26 protein-coding genes are annotated in these 26,118 nt (G+C 44.7%); 4 read left to right on the top strand and 22 right to left on the bottom strand.

Annotation, left to right across the window (positions count from 1 at the left end):
* Positions 1 to 16 precede the first annotated feature (16 nt).
* Complete coding sequence (locus tag OJ16_RS06285) at positions 17 to 751, bottom strand: glycosyltransferase family 2 protein (protein WP_040988477.1); 735 nt, start codon at positions 749 to 751, stop codon at positions 17 to 19.
* Between the two features lie 356 nt (positions 752 to 1,107).
* On the opposite strand from OJ16_RS06285, the gene rplY reads away from it, so the two are divergent.
* Both rplY and rarD read left to right on the top strand, forming a co-directional pair.
* A complete protein-coding gene (gene rplY / locus OJ16_RS06280; RefSeq protein WP_040988476.1) occupies positions 1,108 to 1,386 on the top strand; it encodes a 50S ribosomal protein L25 in 279 nt (92 codons plus the stop codon).
* A 316-nt stretch (positions 1,387 to 1,702) separates the two neighbouring features.
* Entirely contained in the window at positions 1,703 to 2,593 is an 891-nt protein-coding gene (gene rarD, locus OJ16_RS06275; RefSeq protein ID WP_040988475.1) for an EamA family transporter RarD, read from the top strand.
* A gap of 153 nt (positions 2,594 to 2,746) precedes the next feature.
* Here the strand turns inward: rarD and OJ16_RS06270 are convergent, their stop codons facing one another.
* Positions 2,747 to 2,971, bottom strand: coding sequence for a hypothetical protein (locus OJ16_RS06270; RefSeq protein WP_040988474.1), 225 nt, complete (start codon positions 2,969 to 2,971; stop codon positions 2,747 to 2,749).
* A 616-nt stretch (positions 2,972 to 3,587) separates the two neighbouring features.
* Between OJ16_RS06270 and OJ16_RS06265 the strand changes: the two genes are divergently transcribed.
* The gene (locus OJ16_RS06265; RefSeq protein WP_040988473.1) at positions 3,588 to 5,399 is read left to right on the top strand and encodes a putative bifunctional diguanylate cyclase/phosphodiesterase; all 1,812 of its coding nucleotides are present in this window, start codon (positions 3,588 to 3,590) and stop codon (positions 5,397 to 5,399) included.
* An 18-nt stretch (positions 5,400 to 5,417) separates the two neighbouring features.
* Here OJ16_RS06265 and OJ16_RS06260 read toward each other — a convergent pair whose 3' ends face one another.
* From OJ16_RS06260 to OJ16_RS06230, 7 genes are all read right to left on the bottom strand, one after another.
* A complete protein-coding gene (locus tag OJ16_RS06260; RefSeq protein ID WP_040988471.1) occupies positions 5,418 to 5,765 on the bottom strand; it encodes a DOPA 4,5-dioxygenase family protein in 348 nt (115 codons plus the stop codon).
* Between the two features lie 215 nt (positions 5,766 to 5,980).
* Positions 5,981 to 6,616 (bottom strand): response regulator transcription factor, encoded by a 636-nt coding sequence (locus OJ16_RS06255; protein ID WP_040988469.1) that lies wholly within the window; start codon positions 6,614 to 6,616, stop codon positions 5,981 to 5,983.
* Positions 6,609 to 7,964, bottom strand: a complete 1,356-nt coding sequence (locus tag OJ16_RS06250; RefSeq protein WP_040988467.1) for a cache domain-containing protein — start codon at positions 7,962 to 7,964, stop codon at positions 6,609 to 6,611. Before OJ16_RS06250 ends, OJ16_RS06255 begins: the two co-directional genes overlap by 8 nt.
* Before the next feature lie 122 nt (positions 7,965 to 8,086).
* Positions 8,087 to 9,370 carry a TRAP transporter large permease gene (locus OJ16_RS06245; RefSeq protein WP_040988465.1) on the bottom strand — a complete coding sequence of 428 codons (1,284 nt, stop codon included), beginning with the start codon at positions 9,368 to 9,370 and terminating at the stop codon, positions 8,087 to 8,089.
* Between the two features lie 10 nt (positions 9,371 to 9,380).
* Complete coding sequence (locus OJ16_RS06240; protein WP_040988463.1) at positions 9,381 to 9,914, bottom strand: TRAP transporter small permease subunit; 534 nt, start codon at positions 9,912 to 9,914, stop codon at positions 9,381 to 9,383.
* A gap of 162 nt (positions 9,915 to 10,076) precedes the next feature.
* Positions 10,077 to 11,204: a TRAP transporter substrate-binding protein gene (locus OJ16_RS06235; RefSeq protein WP_040988461.1), complete on the bottom strand. Its 1,128-nt coding sequence runs from the start codon at positions 11,202 to 11,204 to the stop codon at positions 10,077 to 10,079.
* 380 nt (positions 11,205 to 11,584) lie between these two features.
* Positions 11,585 to 11,974 carry a hypothetical protein gene (locus OJ16_RS06230; protein ID WP_040988459.1) on the bottom strand — a complete coding sequence of 130 codons (390 nt, stop codon included), beginning with the start codon at positions 11,972 to 11,974 and terminating at the stop codon, positions 11,585 to 11,587.
* A 219-nt stretch (positions 11,975 to 12,193) separates the two neighbouring features.
* Here OJ16_RS06230 and OJ16_RS06225 point away from each other — a divergent pair, with 219 nt between their 5' ends.
* A complete protein-coding gene (locus tag OJ16_RS06225; RefSeq protein WP_040988456.1) occupies positions 12,194 to 12,862 on the top strand; it encodes a DUF2982 domain-containing protein in 669 nt (222 codons plus the stop codon).
* A gap of 95 nt (positions 12,863 to 12,957) precedes the next feature.
* On the opposite strand, the gene OJ16_RS06220 is transcribed toward OJ16_RS06225, so the two are convergent.
* The 13 genes from OJ16_RS06220 to tyrR form a co-directional block, all read right to left on the bottom strand.
* Entirely contained in the window at positions 12,958 to 13,614 is a 657-nt protein-coding gene (locus OJ16_RS06220) for an MBL fold metallo-hydrolase (protein ID WP_040988454.1), read from the bottom strand.
* A gap of 87 nt (positions 13,615 to 13,701) precedes the next feature.
* Positions 13,702 to 14,244 (bottom strand): YcbK family protein, encoded by a 543-nt coding sequence (locus tag OJ16_RS06215; protein WP_040988452.1) that lies wholly within the window; start codon positions 14,242 to 14,244, stop codon positions 13,702 to 13,704.
* Between the two features lie 228 nt (positions 14,245 to 14,472).
* The gene (locus OJ16_RS06210) at positions 14,473 to 16,011 is read right to left on the bottom strand and encodes a L,D-transpeptidase family protein (RefSeq protein WP_040988451.1); all 1,539 of its coding nucleotides are present in this window, start codon (positions 16,009 to 16,011) and stop codon (positions 14,473 to 14,475) included.
* Positions 16,012 to 16,132: 121 nt separating this feature from the next.
* Positions 16,133 to 17,218, bottom strand: a complete 1,086-nt coding sequence (locus tag OJ16_RS06205) for a DUF1513 domain-containing protein (protein WP_040988856.1) — start codon at positions 17,216 to 17,218, stop codon at positions 16,133 to 16,135.
* On the bottom strand, positions 17,208 to 18,257 hold the full coding sequence (locus OJ16_RS06200; protein ID WP_408063499.1) for an imelysin family protein: 1,050 nt from the start codon (positions 18,255 to 18,257) through the stop codon (positions 17,208 to 17,210). The genes OJ16_RS06205 and OJ16_RS06200 overlap by 11 nt, the downstream gene beginning before the upstream one ends.
* An 11-nt stretch (positions 18,258 to 18,268) precedes the next feature.
* Positions 18,269 to 19,669 (bottom strand): di-heme oxidoreductase family protein, encoded by a 1,401-nt coding sequence (locus OJ16_RS06195; RefSeq protein WP_040988447.1) that lies wholly within the window; start codon positions 19,667 to 19,669, stop codon positions 18,269 to 18,271.
* A gap of 264 nt (positions 19,670 to 19,933) precedes the next feature.
* A complete protein-coding gene (locus OJ16_RS06190) occupies positions 19,934 to 21,196 on the bottom strand; it encodes an imelysin family protein (RefSeq protein ID WP_040988444.1) in 1,263 nt (420 codons plus the stop codon).
* Positions 21,197 to 21,377: 181 nt separating this feature from the next.
* Positions 21,378 to 21,974, bottom strand: a complete 597-nt coding sequence (locus OJ16_RS06185) for a GTP cyclohydrolase II (protein ID WP_040988854.1) — start codon at positions 21,972 to 21,974, stop codon at positions 21,378 to 21,380.
* A 520-nt stretch (positions 21,975 to 22,494) separates the two neighbouring features.
* Positions 22,495 to 22,671: a hypothetical protein gene (locus tag OJ16_RS20125; RefSeq protein WP_040988443.1), complete on the bottom strand. Its 177-nt coding sequence runs from the start codon at positions 22,669 to 22,671 to the stop codon at positions 22,495 to 22,497.
* A gap of 243 nt (positions 22,672 to 22,914) precedes the next feature.
* Positions 22,915 to 23,388, bottom strand: a complete 474-nt coding sequence (locus OJ16_RS06175; RefSeq protein ID WP_040988441.1) for a DUF2947 domain-containing protein — start codon at positions 23,386 to 23,388, stop codon at positions 22,915 to 22,917.
* 13 nt (positions 23,389 to 23,401) lie between these two features.
* Positions 23,402 to 23,989: an HD domain-containing protein gene (locus tag OJ16_RS06170; protein WP_040988439.1), complete on the bottom strand. Its 588-nt coding sequence runs from the start codon at positions 23,987 to 23,989 to the stop codon at positions 23,402 to 23,404.
* A complete protein-coding gene (gene rimJ, locus OJ16_RS06165; protein ID WP_040988437.1) occupies positions 23,989 to 24,573 on the bottom strand; it encodes a ribosomal protein S5-alanine N-acetyltransferase in 585 nt (194 codons plus the stop codon). The genes OJ16_RS06170 and rimJ overlap by 1 nt, the downstream gene beginning before the upstream one ends.
* Positions 24,573 to 26,117 (bottom strand): transcriptional regulator TyrR, encoded by a 1,545-nt coding sequence (gene tyrR, locus OJ16_RS06160; RefSeq protein WP_040988436.1) that lies wholly within the window; start codon positions 26,115 to 26,117, stop codon positions 24,573 to 24,575. Before tyrR ends, rimJ begins: the two co-directional genes overlap by 1 nt.
* Position 26,118: the final 1 nt, after the last annotated feature.

The raw sequence follows: 26,118 nt of genomic DNA, 5'->3' as shown, positions 1-26,118 counted from the left end.
GATCGGTTATCCAGTCTTATCGCTGCTGATCGCGGTAATGATCGAATTTGTATTCCATCTCGTTATTACGCATCTCCCCAAAGAAGAAACGTCGCACATTGGCTTTGAGATACGTTGCGCCCATTTTAAACGTACCATCTTGATCAAGACGACGAGGGTCAAAACCAAAGGTTAAATTTAAGAAACGGAAACGCCACGTTTTTCCTGCACGTTTTACGTAGTCACAATCTTCACAAAGCGTAATTTGTTCATCAAAGCCACCGATACGCTGGTGAACGTTTTTACTGGAAAAAATACACGCCCCCACCGCCGTCGGAAAAGTAAATTGGGTGATAAACAAGCCCAAGTTAAACAGGCCATAGCCCAACTTATGAACCAAAGGCAGATCCTTTGCTCCCATGTAAACACCCGCTACCTCGAGCTGCTTGCGCTCAAGTTGCTCGATCGCCAGCGTCAGGAATGCAGGCGTAAGACGCACATCAGCATCAAGAAATAATAGTCGCTCATGTTTAGCTAAGTTCGCACCAGTGTTGCGGCCTAAACTGACACCGCGTCGGTCCATCTTGTGTACCGTCAAATCCGGTAATGCATTTTGATACGCTTGAGCCACTTCAACGGTATTATCATCGCTGTTTGAATCGACCACGATAACTTCAAACTGCTGATGCGTTTGCTGGCTTAAATCTTCTAATAAGCGGCTAATGCGTTTTTCTTCATTTAATGTAATCACGACAATACTAATTGGCTTCATCACTTGCTCCTAAATCAATAACGTATTTTGAAGCTAGATTACGCGACTCAGCTTAACCTATCGTGACATCTTCATTCAGATCCCGTTCATCTTGAGTTTATTCGCTCGCCGCTTTTAAAGTGAATACCTATCAAGGCTTAAGCGCAGATTGGTGATTAAGCGAGCACTTTACCTAAATGGCCTTTTTAACGTTTAGAATATCGCCAGACAGCCACCAAAGGTATTGCTCAAATTAGGATTGAATGCTAGTATCCGCGCTCGCTGTTAGAGTTACTATTTAGTTTCCTACGGCGTATACCATGACACGAGGTCGCATCGTGTTATGAAATTTATATTAATTTTATAAGAGTTATACTATGAAATTTGAAGCAGTAGTACGTACTGAACTAGGTAAAGGTGCGAGCCGCCGCCTACGTCACACTGGTAATTTCCCAGCTATCGTTTACGGTGGTTCTGAAGCTCCAGTATCAATCACTCTTAACCACAACGACATCGTTAACCAAATGGACAAGCCTGCGTTCTACGAAGGTATCGTTCTAGTGATCGATGGCGCTGAAGTTAAAGTTAAGCCTCAAGACGTTCAACGTCACGCTTTCAAGCCAAAAGTTGAGCACATGGACTTCATCCGTATCTAATTTCCTTTACCGAGGAATTAGTTGGATAAAAAGCCAACCTTTTGCATATAAGAATATCGGCCTTACCATCCGACAATTCTAAAAAATTCGAAACCCCAGGGACTTACCACCTCTGGGGTTTCACCGTTTTTAGCACCTCAGTTTTCACATCAAAAATCCTGTACTACTCACCCACCAAAACCAACGCTCACAACAATATATCCATCGGTTTCAATTGATAAAAAATATGTCGGCTGTTGAATAAAATCTATTGCTTTACAATGCACTAATTAAGCCTAAAATTGCCGCCTATTTCTCATGATTCTCCCGACTTACTATGAATGAATCACGCTTCGGCAACAGTATGGCCGCCCTCTCCTTTGCACTTTGGGGTCTCCTGCCACTGTATTACCAATTTTTACCTAATGCGGCAATGGATGAGTTGCTGGCATTTCGTTTGATCGCCTCTGTACCTTTCGCCGCGTTAATGATCATTTTACTCCAGCGCAAACGTATTGACCTCAAAGCCATTTTTGCTGACCGTTATTCACTGAAAACCGCCTTTTTGGCCAGCTTTCTTATGTGTGTATCGTGGACGGCTTTTACTTGGGCGATGACCAACGATCGTGTTATCGACGCTAGCCTCGGTTTTTTCATCAGTCCACTGACCATGGCTGCACTGGGCGTGTTTGTTCTTAAAGAGCACATTAGCTTAGGTAAAAAAATCGCCTTAGTGTTGGCGACAGCCGGATTAAGCTATCAAGTCATGCAATATGGGCAAATCCCATATATTGCACTCACCATGGCAATATTTTTCACTCTTTATGGCTGGTTTAAAAAGAAAATCAGTTATGACTGGGCAACCTGCCTCTTTGTTGAAGTGTTATTACTGACCCCAATTGCACTGACTTATTTAGTGGTGAAACACGCGACTGTCGGTGCGGTGTCATTACAAACTGATTGGCAAACACTGCTGCTCTATATGGGCTCAGCCCCGATTACCTTGCTGCCTTTGATTTTCTACTCAATGGCGATCCGTTTAACGTCAATGTCGAATGTGGCGTTAATGCAATATATTGAGCCGAGTTTGCAGTTTGTCTTAGCGGTGTTCCTCTTCGGTGAAGTGTTTGATGAAGTAAAACTGATCAGCTTTAGTTTGATTTGGGCGGGCCTACTGTTCATTATCATTGAAAGTATGATTAAACGCCGACCTCTGGCAAAGCCCTAGCGAAAAAACGCAAGCCAGGATTGGAGGATTCAATCAGAGGCTTTATCGCTGAAATAATTAAGCCTTGCTATCAAGCAAGGCTTATTTGTATTAACTGTAATCGCGGATTAAATGACGCGAGATAAAGTATCACAACATGGTCATCCCTATCGATCAGTGTTCACGTCCGGATGGATTCACTCCAAACTCCACTTGTTGATAGATATCAGCCAATTTCTTCTCTTGTTTTTGAGCACTTCGAGCTGACTTTTTCATTGCCGAAGAATACGATTGTGTTTGTAATACTTTTTGATGAGCTCGTGCTGATTTTAAATATTCAGAATCAAGCATCGCCTGTTGGCGTGCACGGTTTACGCGTTCGAGAGTTTCCCACAACATACCCCACCTCCGTTTTACTGTATCTATATACAGCATAGTTCTCCTGAAATAATTGTCAAGTTTTACTGTATAAAAACCCAGTTATATTAATCTGACTTTTCATGCCACTCAGATATAGAACAATGCGATTAACCGTTTGTTCGATAACAATAATGGATAAGTTGATGAGCGATGAGGCCTCTATACTATCAGCGTTTTTTATGGATGACGGTTGCGTCACTAACTCTTAAACCTAAGCCCAAACACAACTTGAAGATGCACATAGGCGACAAACGAGCAAAGCCTCTGAGTGCAGAGGCGCTATGTGATGAGGTTTGAGAGTGCCAGTCAACACCACTGCAATTTCAAGTAGAACGGGGAGATATATCATCCTATTTTTGAGCCTCATCGCTCGGCAAAGTACCCGCGTCTTTTGCTTCTCCTCCCGATCGTTTGTTCACCGCTGAACTCGTGATTTGCGTCCAAAAGAGGGTGTGAATTCGCTCGAATAACGCCCTTAATTTTGCCGGAAGCGATTCATTATGAATCGAGTCATGCTAGTGTCTTCTGACAGGTTTATAAATAGGTTAAGTGCCTTTATGGTCGCTTGTCGTCGCACAAGTTGCTGAGATATGGAATGAAGAGTATTACGCAGAAAGTAGTAGATGCATTAGACATCAAAGTAGTAGTTCGTGCTGGCTATATGATTGCAATTGGCCTCATTTCTTACACCTTGATCACCGAACATCACGTCGTCGGTTGGACGTATATTCTCTTTCCTTTTGGTATGATTGCCGCACTACTGACTCACTCCCCAAAGCGTTGTAAATTTCTCGCATTTTGTTCCTTTGTCCATGTTCTTTTAGGTGGCGCCATCGAGCCCTTAGAACTGGGGGCGCTTGATGACGCCTTTTTATTGCTGCCGCTGTGCTATTTGGTTCTTTTCCCTGGCACCATTTGGCCGATGTTAGTTGTGATTTCTTTAATCGCCCATTATTTCTTTACGGTTCCGTCCGACCAATTCCCGCACTTAGTTGAAAACACGATCGAGCTATTATTGATCACCACTTTTGCTACCGTGATGACGTATTACAAACGCAAATTTGATGAACAACTTAAGGTATACCGCAAAGAAAGCTTAACCGACTTCCTAACCCAACTGCCCAATCGTCGAGCATTTTATGAGTATATAGAGACGCACACCAACATAAGCGGTGACAACAAAGATTTTGTGTTGCTAAAAGTTGATATCGATAATTTTAAAGAAGTTAACGAGTCATTTGGCCAACATCAGGCCGATATGCTGTTAAAAGCGATCGCGGAACAACTTAAATATATTTCGATTGATAGAGCACAGTTGTTTCGCTTAGAGGGGGATGAGTTTGTTATTCTACTGACTGAGCGGGACAATATTGATCATCAAGTGAGCGGCATGGTGCGCGAATTAATGCGCTCGGATCAATTTCAATTTGAATTAAACAGAGGCTCTTATCAGATCACTTTTTCTGCCGGGATCTCTTCATTAAAAAAAGCCGCCAATAATCATGACATTTGGCTAAAAAACGTCGATATTGCCACTCAAAAAGCCAAAAGCACCGGAAAAAATCGAGTCCGCTGGTATGACGAATCATTGCTTGATGAAACGATCCGTACTCATCAAATCGAATCGCAACTGGAACAAGCGATTAAACAAGGGCAATTCGAACTTTTCTATCAACCTAAAGTGACCATGAATGCGCAATGTGTAAACGGGGCCGAAGCCCTCATTCGTTGGCAGCATCCTGTCCTTGGAACCATCAGCCCTGCGGAATTTATTGCGATTGCAGAGCAGACCAAGCAAATCATTATGATTGGCCGTTGGGTTATCCGTACGGCTTGTTTACAAGCAAAACAATGGGCGGATGCCGGTCACCCAATTACGATTTCAGTCAATGTTTCAACGGTTCAATTTGCTCATGATGACCTCTTCCCTTACATTCGGCATATTCTGCGTCAAACGGAATTAGACCCTCATTTATTGCAGATTGAAATAACCGAAACCACTCTGATGAAAGACACTGATCGCGTGACTAAGATTTGCCGACGCTTGCAAGATGAGGGGGTGACTATCGCCATTGATGACTTTGGTGTCGCCTACTCATCCCTCAATTACCTCAAACATCTGCCTATAGACGTGCTCAAAATTGATAAGTCTTTCGTCGATGACTGTGTAAACATAAAAAACGATCACATGCTGGTGAAGACCATTATTCAACTTGGGCATAACATGGGTAAAAAAGTGATTGCGGAAGGCGTAGAATATGAAGCGCAACGTCTGCTGCTTGTGAGCGAGGGATGCCACGAGTATCAAGGCTACCTTTTTTCCCAACCGGTCTCGGCCGAGCAGTTTACCGAGCGTTTTATGCAAAAACACTATATGCAAAGAACGCCGAATGTGAGAGCCGTTTAAGCCCTCACGAAACCATAACTAAGGCGCGCTAAACAGGGACAGGTCCAACTGAATCGGCTCTCCTAGCCAATAGACGTACTCCGTGTGGTCAAGATAATCATTATCCGTTACCGCATGAACTAACACAGAATGCTGCTGGCGAATGTTATCAAGCCAAGCAATCGCGTCATCAAACTGGGCATGGTTGAAATCGATTTCAAAACTCCATTGCGTATGCGGACCTACCAAACGTTGGTTAAAACGCCCCACAAACAACCCCAATTTTTGATGGATATCCTCTCGAACTTGGGCCGCGTAATCGCTCGTTTCAGGACCAAAATAGAAGTGGGCGTGGTAGTTTTGATGTAGATTGACCGGGTATGACATAGTGTTGCCGCTTAAAGAATTTGAAGTGGATTCTACCCTTTCCCCCCTTCTATCTCAGCCACACTTACATAACTTACATAACTTGTTGCTAACCAAACAGACAAAGACGTTTCATCTCGTCCCACTCACCGCGTGTCAGGTTCAGTTGCTCACATCACCTCACATCACATAGCAAGCAACCACTGCCCTGTGACGATAAGGATTTGAGGGTAGCGCTAAATCATGCCTTGCTCCACCGCGTATTTAGCCAGCTCCGCGGTGCTGCTCAGTTCAAGTTTGTGTTTGATGTTCTGGCGGTGCGTTTCCACCGTTCGATAACTGATATTCAATAAGCTAGCGACTTTTTTACTGCTGCAACCTTGCGCCACTAATTTCAACACCGATTCTTCTCGGCGACTCAGAGGATTGGGCTTATTCGCCATGGAAATGTCACCTTGCGAGAACAAGGTTTGAGTGACCGACTCACAAAAATACGTTGACCCTTGTTCAACCGTTTTGATCGCTTGCACCATTTTTTCCGATGAAATTTCTTTCAGCATATAGCCGACCGCACCGCACTGCATCACCTTCATGATGTACTCACGGTTGTCATGCATAGTGAGCATCAACACTTTAACATGGGGTAATTCATCTTTAATGACACGAGTCGCATCAATCCCATTCATGACCGGCATACTCACGTCCATCAACACGACATCCGGAGACAAGGCTTTCACCACTTCAAAAGCTTCAACGCCATTGCTTGCTGTGCCTATCACCTCGATATCGGGCTCTAAGCTTAATCGCGCCATAAATCCATCAAGGACCACTTGATGATCATCCACAATCACTACTTTGATCGGTTTATTCATAAACGAATCCATCCACTTGCAATAACACGGTTATCTCCGTACCAAAGCCAGGCTCACTGGCTAGCTCGAACTCCCCACCAATAAATTCCACCCGCTCTCGCATGTTTCTAAGCCCGATACCTGTTTTTCGAAGCGTCGCACTGGCATCAAATCCCACGCCATCATCGCGAATAATCAGCTGTAACATCGGCCCCATTTGCTGCAGAATCACATTGACTGTCTTCGCTCGCGAGTGTTTTTCAATGTTGGTCAACGATTCTTGAGCAACGCGGTATAACGTTGTGGCAATCTCCGACGGCAGTTTGCGTTCTTGGCGCTCAAACACCACTTCAACGCCTATCCCTGAATGCGCTCTAAAATCCTGAAGTAAGGTCGTGAGCGCCGCTTCCAACCCAATATCGTCAAGAGCGCTTGGCCTTAGCTTATGCGAGATGTGACGAACTTCGTTTATCGCCATCATCAATGAATGCTGAGAATGCGCTAAATGCTGCTTTTGCCCTGGGTCTTCAATCTTCTTGCCCAATAGTTCTAAATGGCACTTACTCGAGACCAACAACTGGTTAATACCATCATGCAACTCTCTCGCGAGATGCTTCTTTTCGTCTTCTTGAAACATCACGGTTTTATGGGCCAGTTCTTTTAAACTACGATCGGCAATACGGTGCTCATGTAAGTTCACCGCAAGCGTCAGTACCACAATTACGGCCATGGAAATAACCACGATAACGACGAGAGAAAAAAAAGTCGTCTCAATATTTTTGTTTACCGCGTCTTTTAAATTAGCGACTTCTACACTGACATCTTCCATGTATAAGCCCGTGCCGATCATCCAATTCCATTTATCAAGCCATTGCGCGTAGCTTAACTTGGGCACGGTCTCCCCTGTGGAGGGTTTCTGCCACAAATATTGATGAAAACCGCCGCCTGATTTGGCGCGTGCCAACAAGGCCTCCAGAAGATAGTCGCCATTTTCATCTTGAATATGTAATAAATTTTGCCCTTCTAATTCAGGCATAATCGGGTGAACGAGGTTGGTTCCATCCTGATAATACACAAAGAAATAACCATCTTTTCCATAGCGTAATTTAGAGAGGATATGCTTAACTTGTTGCTTCGCCGCTTGCTCTTCAATGTTCGGATTATTATAGACGTGCCGAATCGCATCAAAGGCCAAATCGACACTGTCTTTGAGCGCCGACTCTTTTGACTTAATAAGGCTAGAGCGGATAATTTCCACTTCTTTATCACGCAAAGTCTGTGACTGATAAACAGAAATCCAGCTCGTACTTATCGTCACCAATAACAACGGCAACAAGCTGAGTAAAATCAGTTTGATCTTTAGAGGCATCCTTCCCCCAAATATAAGAAATCAGCCTTAGCCATCTCGCCAGGCGAAACCAAAAAAAAACGACTTACCAAGGTAAGCCGCTTTACTCTATCATTTACAAGGCGTTAACAAAAATCACATGATCACATTCCGTAAAATTGAGGAAAGGCCAACAGCGATGCGAGGACCGCGATTTGGATGGCAATAAATGGCATCACCCCGCGATAAATATCCCGAGTCGTTATACCACTCGGAGCGACGCCTTTCAGATAGAAAAGACTAAAACCAAAAGGCGGTGTTAAGAATGACGTCTGCAGATTCATGGCAATCAAAATAGCAAACCAAGTCATATTGATCCCCATCAGCTCGGCGACTGGCGCAATGATAGGGACGATAATGAAACAGATTTCCACAAAATCAATAAAGAAGCCCAAAACCAAAATGACCAACATGGTGATGATGAGAAAGCCCCATTTTTCACCCGGAATTTGCAGCATCCACTCTTCAACGAGCGCATCGCCCCCCGTGTAAGTAAACGCCATTGAGAATGCTGTTGCGCCCAGTAAGATCGCAAACACCATTGCCGTTACTTTTACCGTTTCTTTTGACGCGTCATAAATCATGCGCCAGCTAAATTGCTTGTAAAGCAGAGCTAATACGATCGCACCAGCGCCTCCTAAGGCCGCCGATTCGGTTGGTGTTGCGATACCCGCAAAAATCGAACCTAGGACCACCACAATCAATGCAAGCGGCGGAATGACCGCTTTCAGTGCCGTGAATACCTCTTGTGAGCGGCTGACATTCGGATCCCGCTCCATCGACTGCGCCGCTTGGGGATTAAGTTTGGCGTAAATTAAGATATAGATGACATACGCACCAACCAGCACAATCCCAGGCCAAATCGCCGCCTGGAACAGATCACCAACCGGCACACCGAGAACATCACCAAGCAGAATAAGAACGATAGAAGGTGGGATGATTTGGCCTAACGTGCCTGACGCACAGATCGTTCCGCAAGCTAATCCTTTGTCGTAATTGTATTTCAGCATAACCGGCAATGAAATTAGCCCCATCGCCACCACCGATGCGCCAACCACACCTGTTGATGCCGCTAATAATGCACCAACCAAGACGGTAGAAATCGCAATACCACCACGAACGCCGCCAAAAAGACGCCCCATCGATTCCAATAATTGCTCTGCTAAACGTGTTTTTTGCAGCACTAGCCCCATAAAAACAAACAGCGGCACAGCCATCAAAACGGTATTTTCCATGATGGACTGAATGCGATATGGCATGAAAGCGAACATTTCTAGTCCTTCCGCCCAAACGCCGAAAATAAGCGCAATACCGCCAAAGGTAAAGGCCACTGGAAAGCCAAGCAGCAAAGCAAACAAGGCGACAAAGAACATAACGATACCAATCATCTTTCGTCTCCTATTTCGCCGCTTGCGCGTGCATCAGATGTGGATTAAAAATTCTGTTTAACGAATGCAGTACCAACCCAACGCCACTCACCGCCATAAACAAAAATGAAAGTGGGATCATGCCTTTAATGATCCAACGATATGACAAGCCGCCGGGATCGCCTGACGTCTCGCCTAAGGCATAACTTTCTTTGGCAAAATCGACACCAAACCAGGCGACCAACAGACAGAACGGAAGTAAGAAGAAGACCGTACCCAGTATATCGATCACCGCTTGAGCCTTGTTTGACAGACGCTCATAAAACAAGTCAACGCGAACATGCCCGCCCGCTTTAATCGCGTAAGGCACACCTATCAGGAAGACGGCTGAGAAGAGATGCCATTCCATTTCTTGGAAGGCGATGGACACGTCGTTAAACACATAACGCATCACCACGTCATAGACAACGTTCACAAGTAGCAGGATAAATAAAAGGCTTGATAACCAGCCGAGCAAATCGCCAAAGCGATTAAATAGCCGTTCAACATAAATTAAACTTCGCATTCCTAACTCCGTGGAATTTTTAAAAGTGCTCCGCTCGACAACGTCGGCGGAGCTTATTGTTGTAGGGTTTCTTGGGCCCCAGAGTGACAATGTCACTTAAAATAAGTGTGTGTACCACACAAGATTATGTTCTCAGCGATTGAACGTAATGATGACGTTCCGTTATTGCGCTTGGCTATTGAGATACGCACGATGTGAAATGTTTGACCAAGGTCGAACCTGCTCAATATACGCGGCTTGCGAGTCTTGAATTTTCTTCGCTAACGCATCTTTATCAGCATGCTCGCTCAGCAGACGATCATTCGCTTCACGCAAAGACGTCATCACTTCAACAGGGAAATCTTTCACTTGAACATCTGGGTATTCCGACTGAATTGACGCCCAGTTCTTGCCGCTTTCATGCTTAGACTGGGTATACATATCATACGCAGCGGTTTTCATTGCGGTTTGAAGAATGGCTTGAAGATCGGCAGGTAACTTATCCCATGTGCGTTGGTTGACTAAGAATTGCAGCTCAGTCCCTGGCTCATGCCAACCCGTGTAGTAGTACGGCGCAATCTTATGGAATCCCATGCGAAGATCGAGCGAAGGCCCTACCCACTCGAGCGCATCAATGGTTCGACGCTCTAATGATGTGTAGAGTTCACCCGGCGCAATATTGGTTGGTTTCGCACCGAGTTCCGCTAAAATTTCACCTGCAAATCCAGGAATGCGCATTTTAAGACCTTGCAGATCATCGACTGAGTTGATTTCTTTTTGGAACCACCCCCCCATCTGTGTATCGGTATTGCCACCAGGGAAAGACAATAGATTATGAGGTGCATAAACCTCTTCCATCAGCTCCATACCGCCACCGTAGTAGAACCACGCGTATTGTTCGGTTGGTAGCATGCCAAATGGCATTGAGGTGAAGTAAAGCGTATTGGGAACCTTACCCTTCCAATAATACGACGCAGAGTGGCCAAGATCGTACTGGCCTGACTTCACCATATCAAACACACCCAGCGGGGCTTTATGTTTATTGGATGAATCAATCGTAATGATCAGACGACCATTCGACATCTCTTCTGCCATCTTTGCCATATTTTTTGTGGCATCACCAAAAATTGGGAAATTGGGTCCCCATGTTTCTGCCAATTTTAATTTATAGACTTTGTCAGGTTCAGCTTGCTGAGCAACCTCATCAGCTTTTTGCTTTTCTTCACCACACCCGACTAAAGCGATCGTGGCGGCGAGCGTTGCAACGCCCAATTTTAGTTTTCCATCAAAAAATGAATGTAATGCTCTCATTATCAGATCCTTTGTTTCACGGTGAGCCCTAATGACTTCCTGTTATTTATCTATTGCTATTAGAGGATGGATGAATTGCGAGCAGTAAAAAATCGGCGAGAACACGGAGAAATTAACAATCGAGAGAGAACGAAAAAAATAGGAAGTACGTATAAACACGTAGGTGATGCGCTTAGGCGTGATTAAAGCACTGAAGTTGTAGTCGTTAGATTAGAGAGAAAAATAGAGGCATAGCGGAAAATACGTACGTATTAATTCAGCAAAGTTCCGAGTGAATAGTTTAAATTATGTGACACAACCGTTTATATTATGTACAAAATCTAGAATTGAACACATAAAAAAGCCCCGACAATGTCGAGGCTAAAAGTCAGCTTAACGTGCTATTTAAAAATTTTGTAGATAACTTTGTTGCCCGCTAATTGCTCTTTTACTACAAGCTGCTCATCAAGTAGTTTTTTCAGTGCGCCTGTCGCCCAAGATGCTGCTTTAGCTTCTTCTTGGCCAGCGGCAAGGCCGATACCTTTTGGATTAATACCGTCAGCATTGCTGATTACGATATCAAGAACTTGTTGCTGCTTAGGAGTAAGAGCTACATCAACTTGTTTTGCTACAACTTGTTTTTGTGCAACTACTTTCTCCGCTGCTGGTACTACAGCGACGTTCTTCTCAGCTACAGGCTTAGCTTTTTTAGTTGCTTGGATATTTGCAACTACCGCTTTGATGTGCTTTTGTAGTTTCTGTTGCACTTTGCGCTTATGAGCAAGTCTCATCGAGTGTTTCTCCATTTCACTGCATACGGAGCAGTGGTGAAAATTTGAAGCGCGTTTTATACCAAAAAATTGCCATTAATGACAGGATATCGGAGATTTTCTGCGACAAAAATAAGCGAACGGCCTTTATAAGGCTACAATTTAAACAATCGACAATCTGATGGGTTTAAGACTACTGACTATATAACCAGATATCTGATTACACGGACTCTATTTGATATGCAAACACGCCATATATCGAACCGACCTTCCTTTCGTCTCGCACGACCACGCTTATGGTTCACTCTGGCTTTTTCAGTGGTCTTCGCAACCATCATCTGGCTTGCAAATACGGTTCAGCAACTCTTATTTGGGTTAGTGGTGGTGATAATGACCATTTATGTTGTCCGCTGGCTAATCAAACAAAGCACGGTCACCCACACTTTGACCGCAACACACTTCCAGCAACACTTGCCCAAAGGGGGCTGGGTATTACAATGGCAAAATATCAGCCACATCGGCATCTGTCAGCACCAATATCAAGGTTGGTGCCAACCTTTACCGTGGATAGGCTTAAAGATAAAGCGTTACCCGCCTTTCATTGACAGTATCTGCCCAAGAATCACTTCTGAGATGTTGCTCAATCAACGTGCATTGCTATATGTCGGCTTTCAACAACAGAAAAATGGCTTAGAGTTTGAAGACGTCGTTTTAAATTCATTACCTTATGAGTGCGAAGGTAAAGAATATCAAGGGTTACAAGCAATGCTTGCCAATCGGATGCACTATCAGCGTCAATACTTCGATTACGATGTCTTTATCTCCACCAGCGATCTCGATCGCCCTGCAGAAGAGTTTGTTGGCTTACTCAGACGCTATCTCGCGGCTTCACAATCAGATCGCCTCTAATCCCATTCAAGGTGCATGCAACCTAGACGCCAAATTATACGTACAAAAAAGGCCGCAATAAGCGACCTTAGTATCTAATGGAATAGAACCATCGATTAATACAGCGGCATTTCGTCTGCCACGAATGGGTTTGATGCTCTTTCACGGCCAAACGTTGACTCAGGACCATGACCCGGCACGAAACGGACTTCGTTACCCAATGGCCATAATTTAGTCTTGATCGAGTTGATCAGCGTATTAAAATCTCCTTTCGGGAAATCAGTACGGCCAATTGCGCCGTTAAACAAGACATCACCAACAAACGCGAGTTGCGCTTCTTTACTGAACAACACGACGTGACCAGGGGTATGACCAGGCGTATGGATAACGTCCATCGTTTGGTGACCGAACGTAATAACGTCGCCGTCATTCAGCCATTGATCAGGTTCAAACGCTTCAGTCAAAGGGAAACCAAACATTTGGCTTTGACCTTCTAAGCCCTGCAGCCAGAAGTTGTCTTCTTTATGTGGGCCGACAACCTTTGCTCCGTCCAATAAACGGGCCAAAGGCTCAGTGCCACCGACATGATCTAAGTGACCATGCGTGAGTACCAAACTTTCAACCTGAACCCCAAGTTCTTTAATCAGCACCGCAAGTTGTTTTTCATCACCACCTGGGTCAATCACAATGCCTTTCATGGTTTCATCACACCAAACGATAGAGCAATTTTGAGAGAACGAGGTGACAGGAACAACCTGATACTTCAGAGACATAGCTAAACCTTCTAAATATCGAATCTGGCCGAACTATGACACGATAGCTAACTAAGCTCAAGTGAGTTAACGACCGTGTCATAAGGCTCAAGACCAGTAACGCGCTGGGCCTGTATCAATATGAACAAAATTGCTACTTGGGTAATACCCAACACCGCCCACTTTCATTTCACGGGCAATATCGCGTACTTTCTTCAACGGTACACCATCAAGACGAAAGTCGATCGCTTGACCAAGCATATGATAGCTTTTCTTCGCCACACCACTCGATTGTGAGCGTAGCGCTTTGTTCGTCGCTGGTGAGCGATAGCCAGAGATAATTTGCACCTCAGCTTCCACACCTAACTCTGTTTGAATCAGAGAAATTTGGTCGAACAAATGCTTATCCATCTTATGCATTTCATTTCGTCTAAAATCACGACAGATCTTATCGATTCTGGTTAATTCTTTCGGAATATACTGGCGACCATCGAAATAACGTGTTTCAAGCGCTTCACCGGTATGTACATTGCTCATCGCTAATGAGCGTGAAAGATCGGGATAAGACGCAAGCGCCACACTTGGAGCACAACTTGCGACAACCAGACCACTTCCAGCCAACTTAAAAAAATTTCTACGTGTTACTTGCACTCTAAAACCCTTCACAATATCGAGACAGCATTGGTGTCGAAAGCGACACTACCTAACTCTTTTGTGAAGTGCAAATGCATAAAGTGTGCTACAAATGTGACAAATTATTTCTAGCACAGGTTAATTGTTGAACTAAATGGGAATTTTAATTTGAAAGTAGAAATGCAAATTTTTAGTAAAGATCACGTTTTTTAGGCCGCCGTGATCTTTTAATGTCAAAATAGTAAATTAATGGTCAAAGCGGTAAACGTCATCACGATATTGTACCGTGTCACCCTCAGCCCACGCCGTTTGATAAATGATATGCACTGGAATGCGCTTGCGAAGCGGGATTGATTTATTGGCTTCATTCGGTGATACATTCAATTTGTCTAAATCGACCCCTTGCTTTTCGAGCAACAAAGACGCGAAAGCATCCGCATTTTTTACCCGTACACAACCAGAACTGAATGCTCGGCTTTCTTTGCTAAAGAGCGATTTGCTTGGTGTATCGTGTAAAAATATCGCCCGCTTATTTGGCGTATTGAATTTGTAGAGCCCGAGCGCATTATAATGACCAGACATTTGTCGCATGCGGTATGGAAATGCTTTGGGATTCAATGTGTTCCAATTGATGGCTGCCGGATCAATGATCGTGTTCGAACGCCAACTAGCAATAATGTCGATGTTTTGTTTACGAAGGTACTGGGGATCAGCCTTAACTTTCGGGATGATGTCTTCGACCATGATCTTCCATGGCACATTCCACGTTGGGTTTAAAATGACCGAATCAAGATTTGTCGTCATGACTGGCGTTTTACGCGCTTGTTTACCCACCACCACTCGCGATTGAAATACCGATTCACCATTGTGCCAATACTCCATTTCAAAACTCGGCACATTAACCAAAATAATCGTATTACGTTGTTCAGGCCACATCCGAGTGCGCTCTGCATTAACAGCCAGCATGGCTAAACGTTCACTATTGGATGTATTTAGCCACTTTTGAGTTTTTGGTCCAATCACGCCATCTGGCTTCAAGCCATGCATACGTTGGAATTGTTTGATCGCACTCTCTAATTTAGCGTCGTAGTAGCCCACATTAAAATCAACGTGAGAAACATCGATATCCACCACTTCTAATCGGGCGAGTAGCTGTTTGCGAGCCGACAATAAATCTCCCATGGATTTCAGCTTGGCGTCTTGATGATATTTTGGTAATTCTTTGTCATGGGATTGGGCGAGATGCAAATAGGCTTTAATCAGGTCTTGATAGTCGTCACTATCTGGCGTGTGAGTGTCAATGAGCTCGCCAAGTTCTTGGGTTTTGATTGAGGCATATAAAGCATTAAGCCCCTCATCACTCGGTGGCGGTAGAGAGTGATTCAATTTACTTTCAAAATACCACTCTTTCCCCATGTGCTTTGCTTGTTCTGCATAACTCATGTAGGTAATCATCGCATCCGTTGCGAGTATGTCGTACTCAAACCAACGATGGCTGTTGCGATAAAAGCGCAGCTGTTTTAACTGACGGGATAGCATCGGGCTAATATTGCCCGCATCGATCACTTCCAGTTGAAATTCAAGCTGACTACTTTCCTGCAAATCAAACCAAATCAGTTGTTCACCATTTTCACGGTAAATCTCTTCCACTAGCTGAGGATACTGAAGTTGCGACGTAACATGGCCTTTGGGGTTCACCCAACCAATATTTTCAAAATACGGTGATGCCCATGATGTCGCCGGTATTAAGACCAGCATTAATAGAACTGAGTAACGTTTTAACATTTATTTGCACACTTCTTACACTCTTTGAATGTAAGTATGGCAGAGATTTTTATATTCAACCGACTTGTTTTTGAGATTACATATCAATAACTTAATGAATTATTAACGTTTGAAGTAATAATTACACAATGGCATTCCAGTGATTATCCCATTGAATTGATGAGCGAAGTACGGTTTTATCATGCGGGTTAGATTGTGAAATAACAGAACCCGCACCAGAACTCACTCGAAACACATTATCAAAGACAACCACTCCTGAAGCATCGGGCAATGGTGCAAGCTCTACCAATTTCAAATCACGTTTTGACCAAATACCGTAGCAATTACCTCGTGGTGACGTCGCCAAAATCCATTCTTCTGTGGCCGCGATACTGGCGATATAATGGTTAAAACGCGCCCATTGCTCAGGCTCGGCTTGGAGATCAATCATGCCTTCGCCTTGAGTATGCATAGATAGCAAAGCGGGGTTGCCTTCCGTTTGCCCACGGTATTGTTGACCGCATAGCACCGTTTTATTGCCATCATGAGCGAGATGTCGAATGCTGAGTTTCTTATCCGCTAGGGTGATTTGATCCAATAAATGCCCTTGCGACGAGACATAACTCAGGCTTGGCCGCATGCGATCTAGATTCATTGGCTCCCGCCCATGAGTGTGCACACCACCAACACCAATCGCCAGCGTCCCATTTGGCATACTGATCACTTCATGCGGTCCCAGCCCAAAGCCGGTAAATTCATCCCGTTTTTGATAACCTGTCGCGACCTCATAAACGCCAATAATACCGCGGCTTGTGCTGCGATCCCCCTCGGTGACATACAGCCATTGGCCATCCGATGAATAGACCCCATGGCCATAATAATGTCGACGAGCATCCGCTTGACGCAGTTGGATCAGCTCACCACGTTGATAGTCGAACACCATCAAATAGTCGCCGGGGCGACGAGCAAATACAACGGCATGACCCACCGGAGCGTTGATCGCAACACCATGCCCACGCGAAGGCAAAGGCAGCTCCGAGATCGGTTGACCTTGCTGATCGGCGACCACGACATTAAAACGCTCACGGCCTGATAATGCACACCCAATCAGCGCCGGCGTACGAAGAGTCGGCTTCGATATGGACCCGCAGCCAAAAGGCAGCATTGGCGTTGCCGCGCCAAATAACGCGGCTTTCAGCAACCTTCGTCTTGCTTGATCAGTCACCATCGGTTGCATTGAACCCGATGACGACACCCAACTCAATCGCGACCTCTTCATGAATTAGGTAATTTAGATGCTCTAACTTATTGAGCTGCGCCATCACTAACTGATAACCCGCTTTCGTTTGCAGTAACGTAAACAAACTCGAATTCTCTGGCCAAGTGTCCAATGTCATATCAAATTGGTTAACGATACGATCCGCTAACCCATCTAATCCACGTTGACGGAGTATGTGATCCAAACCATCACCATTGGCAAAATACAGAGCTTTCAACGCGATCACATTCTGTTTTACGTTCGCCATCGACGTTTGTGAACGCCATGATTCTGCGAAATAAGCGCGTGGCTTGCCTATCTTTGCCAGCGGACGGCTTAACTTTTTCATGCTGTAATCGAGTTGATTGGACAGCAATGCAATGTATTCTGTGTTCCAGGCATGCTGATCAAGTTCAAGCCAAGGATTCACTTGCCACGCCGCCATGATTGCCTCTGCGTTATTGGCTAAATTGTCGCTAATCGCGACACCCAATTGGCACGTTGTTGGTGAAGTATTGAAATCAGATGCGGGATCATAAAGCAACCATTCCATAGAGCCTAACCCCTGTACCGTTACGCTCTGCATCGTAATCTCCTCAGCAGACCAATTTTTCTCTAACGTTACTAAGCCCTTCATCTTGCGACCCGTGGTGTTTTTCTTATCTGGCCAAAATTGCACATTCCAACTTTGCTCAAGCGCTGCTTGTGGTCCGCGTTCTTGCCCTTGCAGCGCCATCCATGCTTGCATCGTTTGTTGCCATTGCCCTTTTAAACTGATGCCATTTTGCCCCGTTTGACAAACCCCAACCATCGCGTGATTCAGCGCTCTCGCGTGTTGATGAAAGTTCACGGCAGCGTTCAACTCAAGCTGATAGACCTCAGCACTGCGATGAGACACGAGAGATACTCTATCAGCTTGCGCATGTTCTGCTTCTGGCTGTACTTGGCATCCCAACAGAATGCCGGCTGAGGTTATTGCCAAAAGGGTTTTATTCAATACACAATTCATCTTCAGCACCATTATAGAGAGTTGAGAAAAGCGATTAATGCCGCACGCTCATCAGCACTAAACTGGAGCACTTTTTGTTTGCTCGCTTCGGCTTCACCGCCATGCCAAAGTACCGCTTCCATCACATTTCGCGCGCGCCCATCATGAAGCAGATAGGTGTGCCCGTTCACTTCCTCGGTATAACCTAATCCCCACAACGGCGTCGTTCGCCACTCTTGCCCATTCGCAAGATATTCTGGACGATTATCCGCAAGGCCCTCACCCATATCGTGCAACAACATATCGCTATAAGGGTGAATGATTTGGTTTGATAACGCAGGCAACCCCTCACGTTGTGCCGTTTTAACGTTGGTTTTATGGCAATTCTGACACCCAATCTGCTTGAACAGTGCTTGTCCATGCTTCACTTGAGGATCATCTACATGACGGCGTATCGGAACCGCAAGATGCTGTGAGTAGAATTCGACAAACTTGAGGATATTGTCACTCACTTCATGCTGACCACCATTTGGAAGATCATGACAAAGCGTTTGCACACTGGTGCAATTTTCATTGGGGAATAGACGGCTCGTTAACCCAACATCACCGTTAAAAGCAGCGGCATTCTGCTGCATTAATGTTGGCTGACCGGCTTTCCAACCAAATCGACCAATGGCAAAATCTTGTTTTTGCACATCCCACACTCGGTTTACTTTCCCCGAGATGCCATCGTTATTTTTATCGGCTTCATCACTCCATGCCTGAAGTGTTTCATCAGGAATGCTTTCTAATAGACCTAAGCCAATCATTGGAGGAGCAACACGCGCAGAGAGTAGCGTGTCCGGATGCATTGGGCCAAAACCTAAGTCGGTAATTTTGACGCTGGGTTTGCGTAGTATCACCGTCGTGCCGTCGCTAAACGTGACGGGAACATCGCGATAGTGGATTTTAATTGTCCCCTCTGGCGTTTGGTCTTGCAGAGCGAAATCTTGCAACTGATCACCATAGGTGGGCTCGGGAATGACGCCATGGATAATCACCGCTTTTTTCTGCTCATCGGTCATGGCCGGAATGCTAAGTCGCACCAACATCGACACCGCATGCAAATCGTTCTCTTCTGGAGGATGCCCTCGCCCATCTTTAACGTGGCAGTTTTGACATCCATTGGTATTAAACAGCGGCCCTAAGCCATCTCGTGCATCCGTTGATGCAGGCGCTTGAACCCAGGGGTTACGGAAAAAACTGTTGCCGACACTAAAATCGAGCCGTTTTGACATTGGTAAATTAGCAGCGGGCAAGGAGAACGCATTGGCCCCCTCTTTTTTGACAGAAGTGTGCCCACCCGATTTACTCTCATTCGCGGTGACGGAGAAAGAGAGGGTGAAAACACAGAAAATTAGCCACCAGACTGAAAAGGATTTTAAGTACAACATTATGCCAGTGCATCCTACGACGACCGTGCCTTTTAGAATGAGTTTTTATGCACGGGAGGTTTAAAACAAAGGGCTCTTGAGTATCGAGCCCTTTCACCACTAACTTGTTATACCCAAAACAATTTCGCTGCTGGTCAGCGGCACTCGAACCCATCCTTAGAGCCTAGATAAACTCGATGACGGGGGGAATGAGCACTGCCAGCAACGCTGCAACTTTAAGTAGATGCGGGTATAAAAGTGAAAATACGACGTCTAAACTCTCACCTAGAACTCGTGATCAGCCGTATCAGGGTTAAGGCTCGTAATCCCTATCACACTGGCAGCACGTTCAATTGAGGCCGTTTGTGCCACTAAAGAAAGAATCGTTGCATTAACTAATGCATTGCCTTGGGTGTTTCCTGCCGCAATCAGCTGATCAAAATGTTGATTCTCTTTTTCTGCCGAGGTCACCAACAGGCCGACTTGATCTCGCGTTGCATCAAATTGCTTTTGAATTTCATCCGCCGCTTTTTGATCTTTCTTCGCCACGAGGTCGTGAAGGCTAGGGCCTTCTATTTTGCTACCATCCACTTTTTGATAACTGCCGGTATAAACGTTGTATATACCTTGCTCATTGTAATAGTGCGAATTATGCGTATTGTCTGAGAAACAATCATGCTCATCTTCGGTTGAGTTGGCTTCAAGCGCCACTTTCATTCGCTCACCCGCCAATTCACCCAATGATAAAGATCCCATTCCAAACAGCATTTTACGGAGGCCATTGTCCGCAGAGCCGTTAAGCAATTCTTCGCGGTAGTTGCCAGTTTGATCGGCCGACCACTGTTTTTCCATCCATTCGAGATCTTGGACAAGAAGATCGGCTACCGCACGAAGGTAATCACCACGACGCTCACAATGGTTATTTGTGCACTCTTCTCCGACAACAAAATCCGTATATGGGCGTTCACCCGCGCCGGCATTGGTGCCGTTTAAATCTTGTCCCCATAACAAAAATTCAATCGCGTGATAACCCGACGCCACGTTTGCTTCGGATCCTCCAACTTCATTGAGATCAGCGATCAACTTAGGGGTAATCGTTGAGACATCCAGTTGATTGGCACCGATGGTCAAGGCTTCATTGGCCACAATATTGGCAATCGCGCCTTCGTTACCAAGCTCGTATTGATAATCTGAAGCGACATAATCGATCAAACCTTCATCCAAAGGCCATGCGTTTAGTTGCCCTTCCCAATCGTCAACGATCGCATTACCAAAACGGAAAACTTCAGACTGTTGGTACGGAACACGAGAATCGACCCAAGCTTGTTTTACATCGCCCAGCGTTTTTTCTGAAGGCGCATTAAGAAATGATTCGATGGCGTTATCGAGTGTTTGTGCGGTCGTCAGTGCATCCGAAAATACGGCATGAGCAATCTCCGCGTACTGTTCCACAACTTGCTGTTTTGTCACATCCCCAGCCAATGTTGAGCCACTAGCAAGCGTGAGAGTAACGATAACTGAGCGTGCCACCGCTGATTTAACCTTCATGATTTGAGTCCTTGTTGAGCTTGAAATTACCTTATTTATTAAATCTTATATTCGTAGTGCTAATCATTATTATTTGCACTTAGATTTCGAATAATACAAATTTACATTTTATTTGCAAGATAAAAACAAAAAAACCTCATCGAGATGAGGTTTTTGTCGCGTCAAGTTCACAAGGAAGAGACTAGAATTTCAAGCGGTGTTTACCGTGTGACACCTTCGCTTTTAGGTAACTTTCGTTGCCCTCTTTAATGTGGGCAAGAGTATTAACCACATTAGTAATCTCAATGCCGTGCTCTTTGAGATCATTCACTTTCTTAGGGTTGTTCGTCACTAAACGAATTTTGCCGACATTTAAAGCCAAAAGCATTTGAGCCGCTTCTTCAAACTCACGTAAGTCATCGCCAAAGCCCAAGTGATTATTGGCTTCGTAAGTGTTCATACCTTCACTCTGTAAAAGATAAGCATCAATCTTATTGTATAAGCCAATACCACGCCCTTCTTGGCGTAAATAGAGAATGATTCCGCCTGACTCACTCATGCGTTCGATGGTTTCATCGAGTTGCTCGCCACAATCGCAACGAGAGGAATGAAATACATCTCCCGTTAAACATTCCGAGTGCATGCGAACCAGTGGAATATCATCATTTAAATCAGCTTGCTTAAAAATAATCGCAACATGCTCTTTATCCGTTTTTAATCCACTAAAAGACAAAATTTCCGCATCGATTTTACTTCCGACACCGACTTTAAATTCTACTCTGGCACGAACTTCAGCCATATCAATACTCACCTGAACTCTTTAACATTTCGGCCATCGTCATAAAATGATCGCCCTTTGTGATTAACTATGAGGACTCTTACTCAATATTTCAATGGTTAGATCATAATTGTTATAACATAACAATTATACGTCACGCTATTCGCGGACGTGAATCGCTGAATTTACGCCCTTTTAGTCGCCGCTTCAAGTCAGTATGGTTGAGAAGAAGACGCGCTAAGGCCATGAAAACTAGCGATGAAGAAAAATGAATATTGCCGATAAAAAGCGCATCAACATCAAAAGTGCGAAGCTCTGCTGAATAAATTAGAGAGCAAGAGACGCTGAGATAGGAAACCGATAACGAGGGATAGAGAAATGACAGGTCGAGTGTAAGCCAGATTTGCTTGGGCAAGAGCCAACCGCTGCGGCTCACATTAAACGTCTACCCACCATTCTAGAATGTGTGCGAGCGATATTGAGAGCAGGCAATAAGAGTAATAGCTATATGAATGATTGACGAGACCGCCGCTGATTCAACTTAGTGCGCTTGAGCTCGCTGCCATACAGACAGTTCAATCCAAGCATGTTCGAGCTCTTTAAGCTCATCTTCTGTCAGCACGCTTAATGTTGGCTGGCTATTTGGCTGCGCATAAGCTTGTAGCGAACGAATGTGAGAGTAAAACTCTTGTCTTAGTTGCACTAATATCGATTCCACAGTTCATCCTTAACTTTTAAACTAGAGCATAAGTTTAGTTATTACGATCCATCCGCGACATGATAGCAAAACCGAACACACACGCTTAAAAGCATCATTTATACTGGAGCAAAATCACATAAAATCGCGTTATATTAAAAATAAAACCTAGATTCAAAATAATCTTCCACCAAAAAAAACGGGCCGACCAAATGGCCAACCCGTTGATAATAATAAAGCTTTAATCTTAAAGAAATGTCTAAGTTAGTCGCGCTTACCCAATTTCACTTGGCCTTTATCGTCAAACCAGAGCGCTTCGTTACGGCGACGGCCAATCAAAAATGGGCCATCATCGTAGAATAAAAAGTTCTTCCAATACTTCTTAAAGATGCTCCATTTTGTTTCGAGAATATTATATTTCTCATAACAAAAATAAACAGTGACGTCATCTTGCCAATCAACAAACTCTAAAATGACGGCAGGCAATTCTTCTTCGTCAGATTCCCAAGCCGTCATCCAATCAACACTGTCGCTCCAGTTATGAGCTTTCATCGGCCAATCACTAGAGCTAAGACGATCAGCATCAGGGCTTTGAGCGCTAATATTATCTTTCCACAACTGCGCCGCGCGCGCTTGTTCCATCGGTTTGATCGCTTCAAGATCTTCTTCTGGCACAGGCATCGATTGGTGGGTAAAAATCCATTTTCTTTGGTACTGGTCCAAAGGTAAATACGACATCTATGTTCCTCAGTTAAGACTTCAACCAGCCTTTCTCGCTGGCTTCTTCAATTAGTTGCTTGGCTTTATGCCATAAAATGGTTGAGCCATCTTCGATTTTTCTATTTATTGTCAAGGCTTGGTGTTTGGTCACACCATGTTCTTGCCAGCTTTGCCCATCATTATGATAGTTCAGAAGCATAGGAATAATGCGATCAAGTGCTTTGGCGTATTTCGCCTCCGCACTTTGTGCTTGTTCAAACTCAAGCCATATTGCTTTTAACTCATCGCCCTGATCGTTGGGCAATAAACCAAATAAACGTTCTGCGGCAATGCGCTCTTTTTCTTCTTGCTGCGCTGACGCCGCTGTGTCATAGACAAACGTATCACCGGCGTCAATTTCAACAATATCATGCAGCAACAGCATTTTCATGACTTTGCTGATCTCGACCGGCTCATTCGCATGCTCTTGCATTAAAATAGCCATCAGAGCAACATGCCAGCTGTGCTCGGCGCTATTTTCTAAGCGCCCTTCCACACTTTTTACACGTGTACGACGAAGCACTGATTTCAACTTATCCAATTCAATGATCAGATTGAGCTGTTGTTCTAATCGTTCCATTAGTGTTTGTTATCCACCCAGTTTGGGTTCACCAACGCGGTCAATACGTGATCTCGCCATTGCCCATCAATCAATAAGTACTGTTTGGCGTAGCCTTCTCGCTCAAAACCTAAGCGCTCTAGCACCGCTTCACTGCGTTGATTGTGCGGCATATAGCTCGCCATAATTCGATGCATATTTTGTATGCTAAACATATAGTTTAACGCCATTTTCAATGCACGATTCATCACACCTTTGCCTTGTGCATCACCCGCCAAGGAATACCCCATTTGGCAGGCATGAACCGGGAAGCGAGTTAGGCTGCTAAACGATATCGTACCAAGCATTTGGCCACTGCTGCGATCAATGATCAACAAATAATAGCCTAAACCTAACCGATGCAGGTCATTCAGCTTGATCAAACGCTGCGTCCAACCAGGTAACGTAAAGAACTCCCCTTCGCGTTCAGGCTCCCATGGTTTTAAATGAGCACGGTTAGCAATAAAATACTCGCTAATTAAATAGGCATCCGTCGGCTCAGCGGTACGCAAGATGAAGGTTTCATCCACTTCGTAAACATGCTGAGGCGTACTCACTTTCGACATCAACTTTTACGGATTCCATATTCACGTAGCTTATTCGCGACCGAAGTATGTGAAACATCCAATCGCTTCGCTAACTTTCGGCTAGAAGGGAAAGACTGATAAAGTCGGTCCAATACTTTTGATTCGTAATCTTTCATGATCTCATCTAATGAACCATCAAGGTTCAAAGAGCCACCGCCAGATCCCGAAGCTTCAACCTGAGGAAGATGGAACACGTCAACGGTCAACTGATCATTTTCCAACTCGGTTAACGCACGCAATACCATGTTTTCCAACTGACGCATATTACCTGGCCAGTTGTATGACGCTAACTGATCGACGAGCCCGCTCTCGATAGTCGGTTTCACCATTCCAAGTTGATTAATGTATTTCGCCACAAAAAGCTCAAGCAGTGGTGCAATATCATTCGAGCGATCACGCAGTGATGGGATATTCAAAGTCAGTACGTTCAAGCGGTAAAATAGGTCTTCTCTAAATACGCCTGACTCCGCCAGATCGGCAAGATTGTGGCGTGTAGAAGCGATCACACGAACGTTAACATGCACTTCATGCTCTTCCCCTACACGGCGGAACGTGCCATCTTGCAGCAAGCGCAGCAATTTTATTTGCAAGTGCGGACTCATTTCTCCGATTTCATCAAGAAAAACAGTACCGCCGTTGGCTTGCTCAAAAATGCCTTTATTGCCTTCTTGATGATTAAAACTGCCCGGCGCATGACCAAACAATTCGGTTTCGGCCACATCATCAGGCATCGACGCACAGCTCAAAACAAGAAAAGGCGCACTCGCGCGATGAGACCGACTGTGGCAAGCACGCGCAAGCATTTCTTTCCCCGTGCCGGTTTCACCTTGAATCAACAACGGTTGATCAAGACTCGCGAGCTTTTTCGCTTGTGTGATTAAGGCTTTATGTCGATTTGAGACACCCACAAAATGCTCAAAACCTAAGTTATTTTGCAGTGGCAGTGTTTCTTTAAACAAAGGCTTGTCTTGTGCAGAGCGAATGATCATCACTGTGCTCGCTAAAATAGACTCTTTGCTCTCTGTCGTGATGTAGACCGGCATGATTTCCATCACGTAGTCTAAGCCATTGATCACGATATTTTCACGTTGGCGAGTAATGTTCCCTTCAGCCCATTTGCTGAAGTTAAAGCTCGGTAATAGCTGGCCAATTTGATGAGCAATGACCTCTTGTTCTTCACGATTAAATAGGGTCAAAGCAGCATGGTTAGCCATGTCTACGTTCCCTTTCAAATCAATCGCGAGTACAGGTTCAGGGAGGTTATTTAACAGAGAAAGCAGCTCAGTATTATGTCTTTCCATCGGCATGAACTGAATTTTTCGTACATCTTTTACACCAGCGATACGGCGAATCTCCGCCATCAATTCACTGAAGGTATCGAAATCGATATCAGGGCAGTTTAAGTAAATAATTCCAGAGATATCAATTTCGATGCCACGTAAATCAATGCTCTTAGAGGCAAGGATATCGAGCAACTCGCGGGTTAAGCCAAGTCGGTCTTCACAAAAAACTTCTAGACGCACT

The sequence above is a fragment of the Vibrio renipiscarius genome, assembly GCF_000827885.1.
In the GTDB taxonomy this organism is placed as follows: domain Bacteria; phylum Pseudomonadota; class Gammaproteobacteria; order Enterobacterales; family Vibrionaceae; genus Vibrio; species Vibrio renipiscarius.
This window is presented reverse-complemented; position numbering and strand designations above follow the sequence as displayed.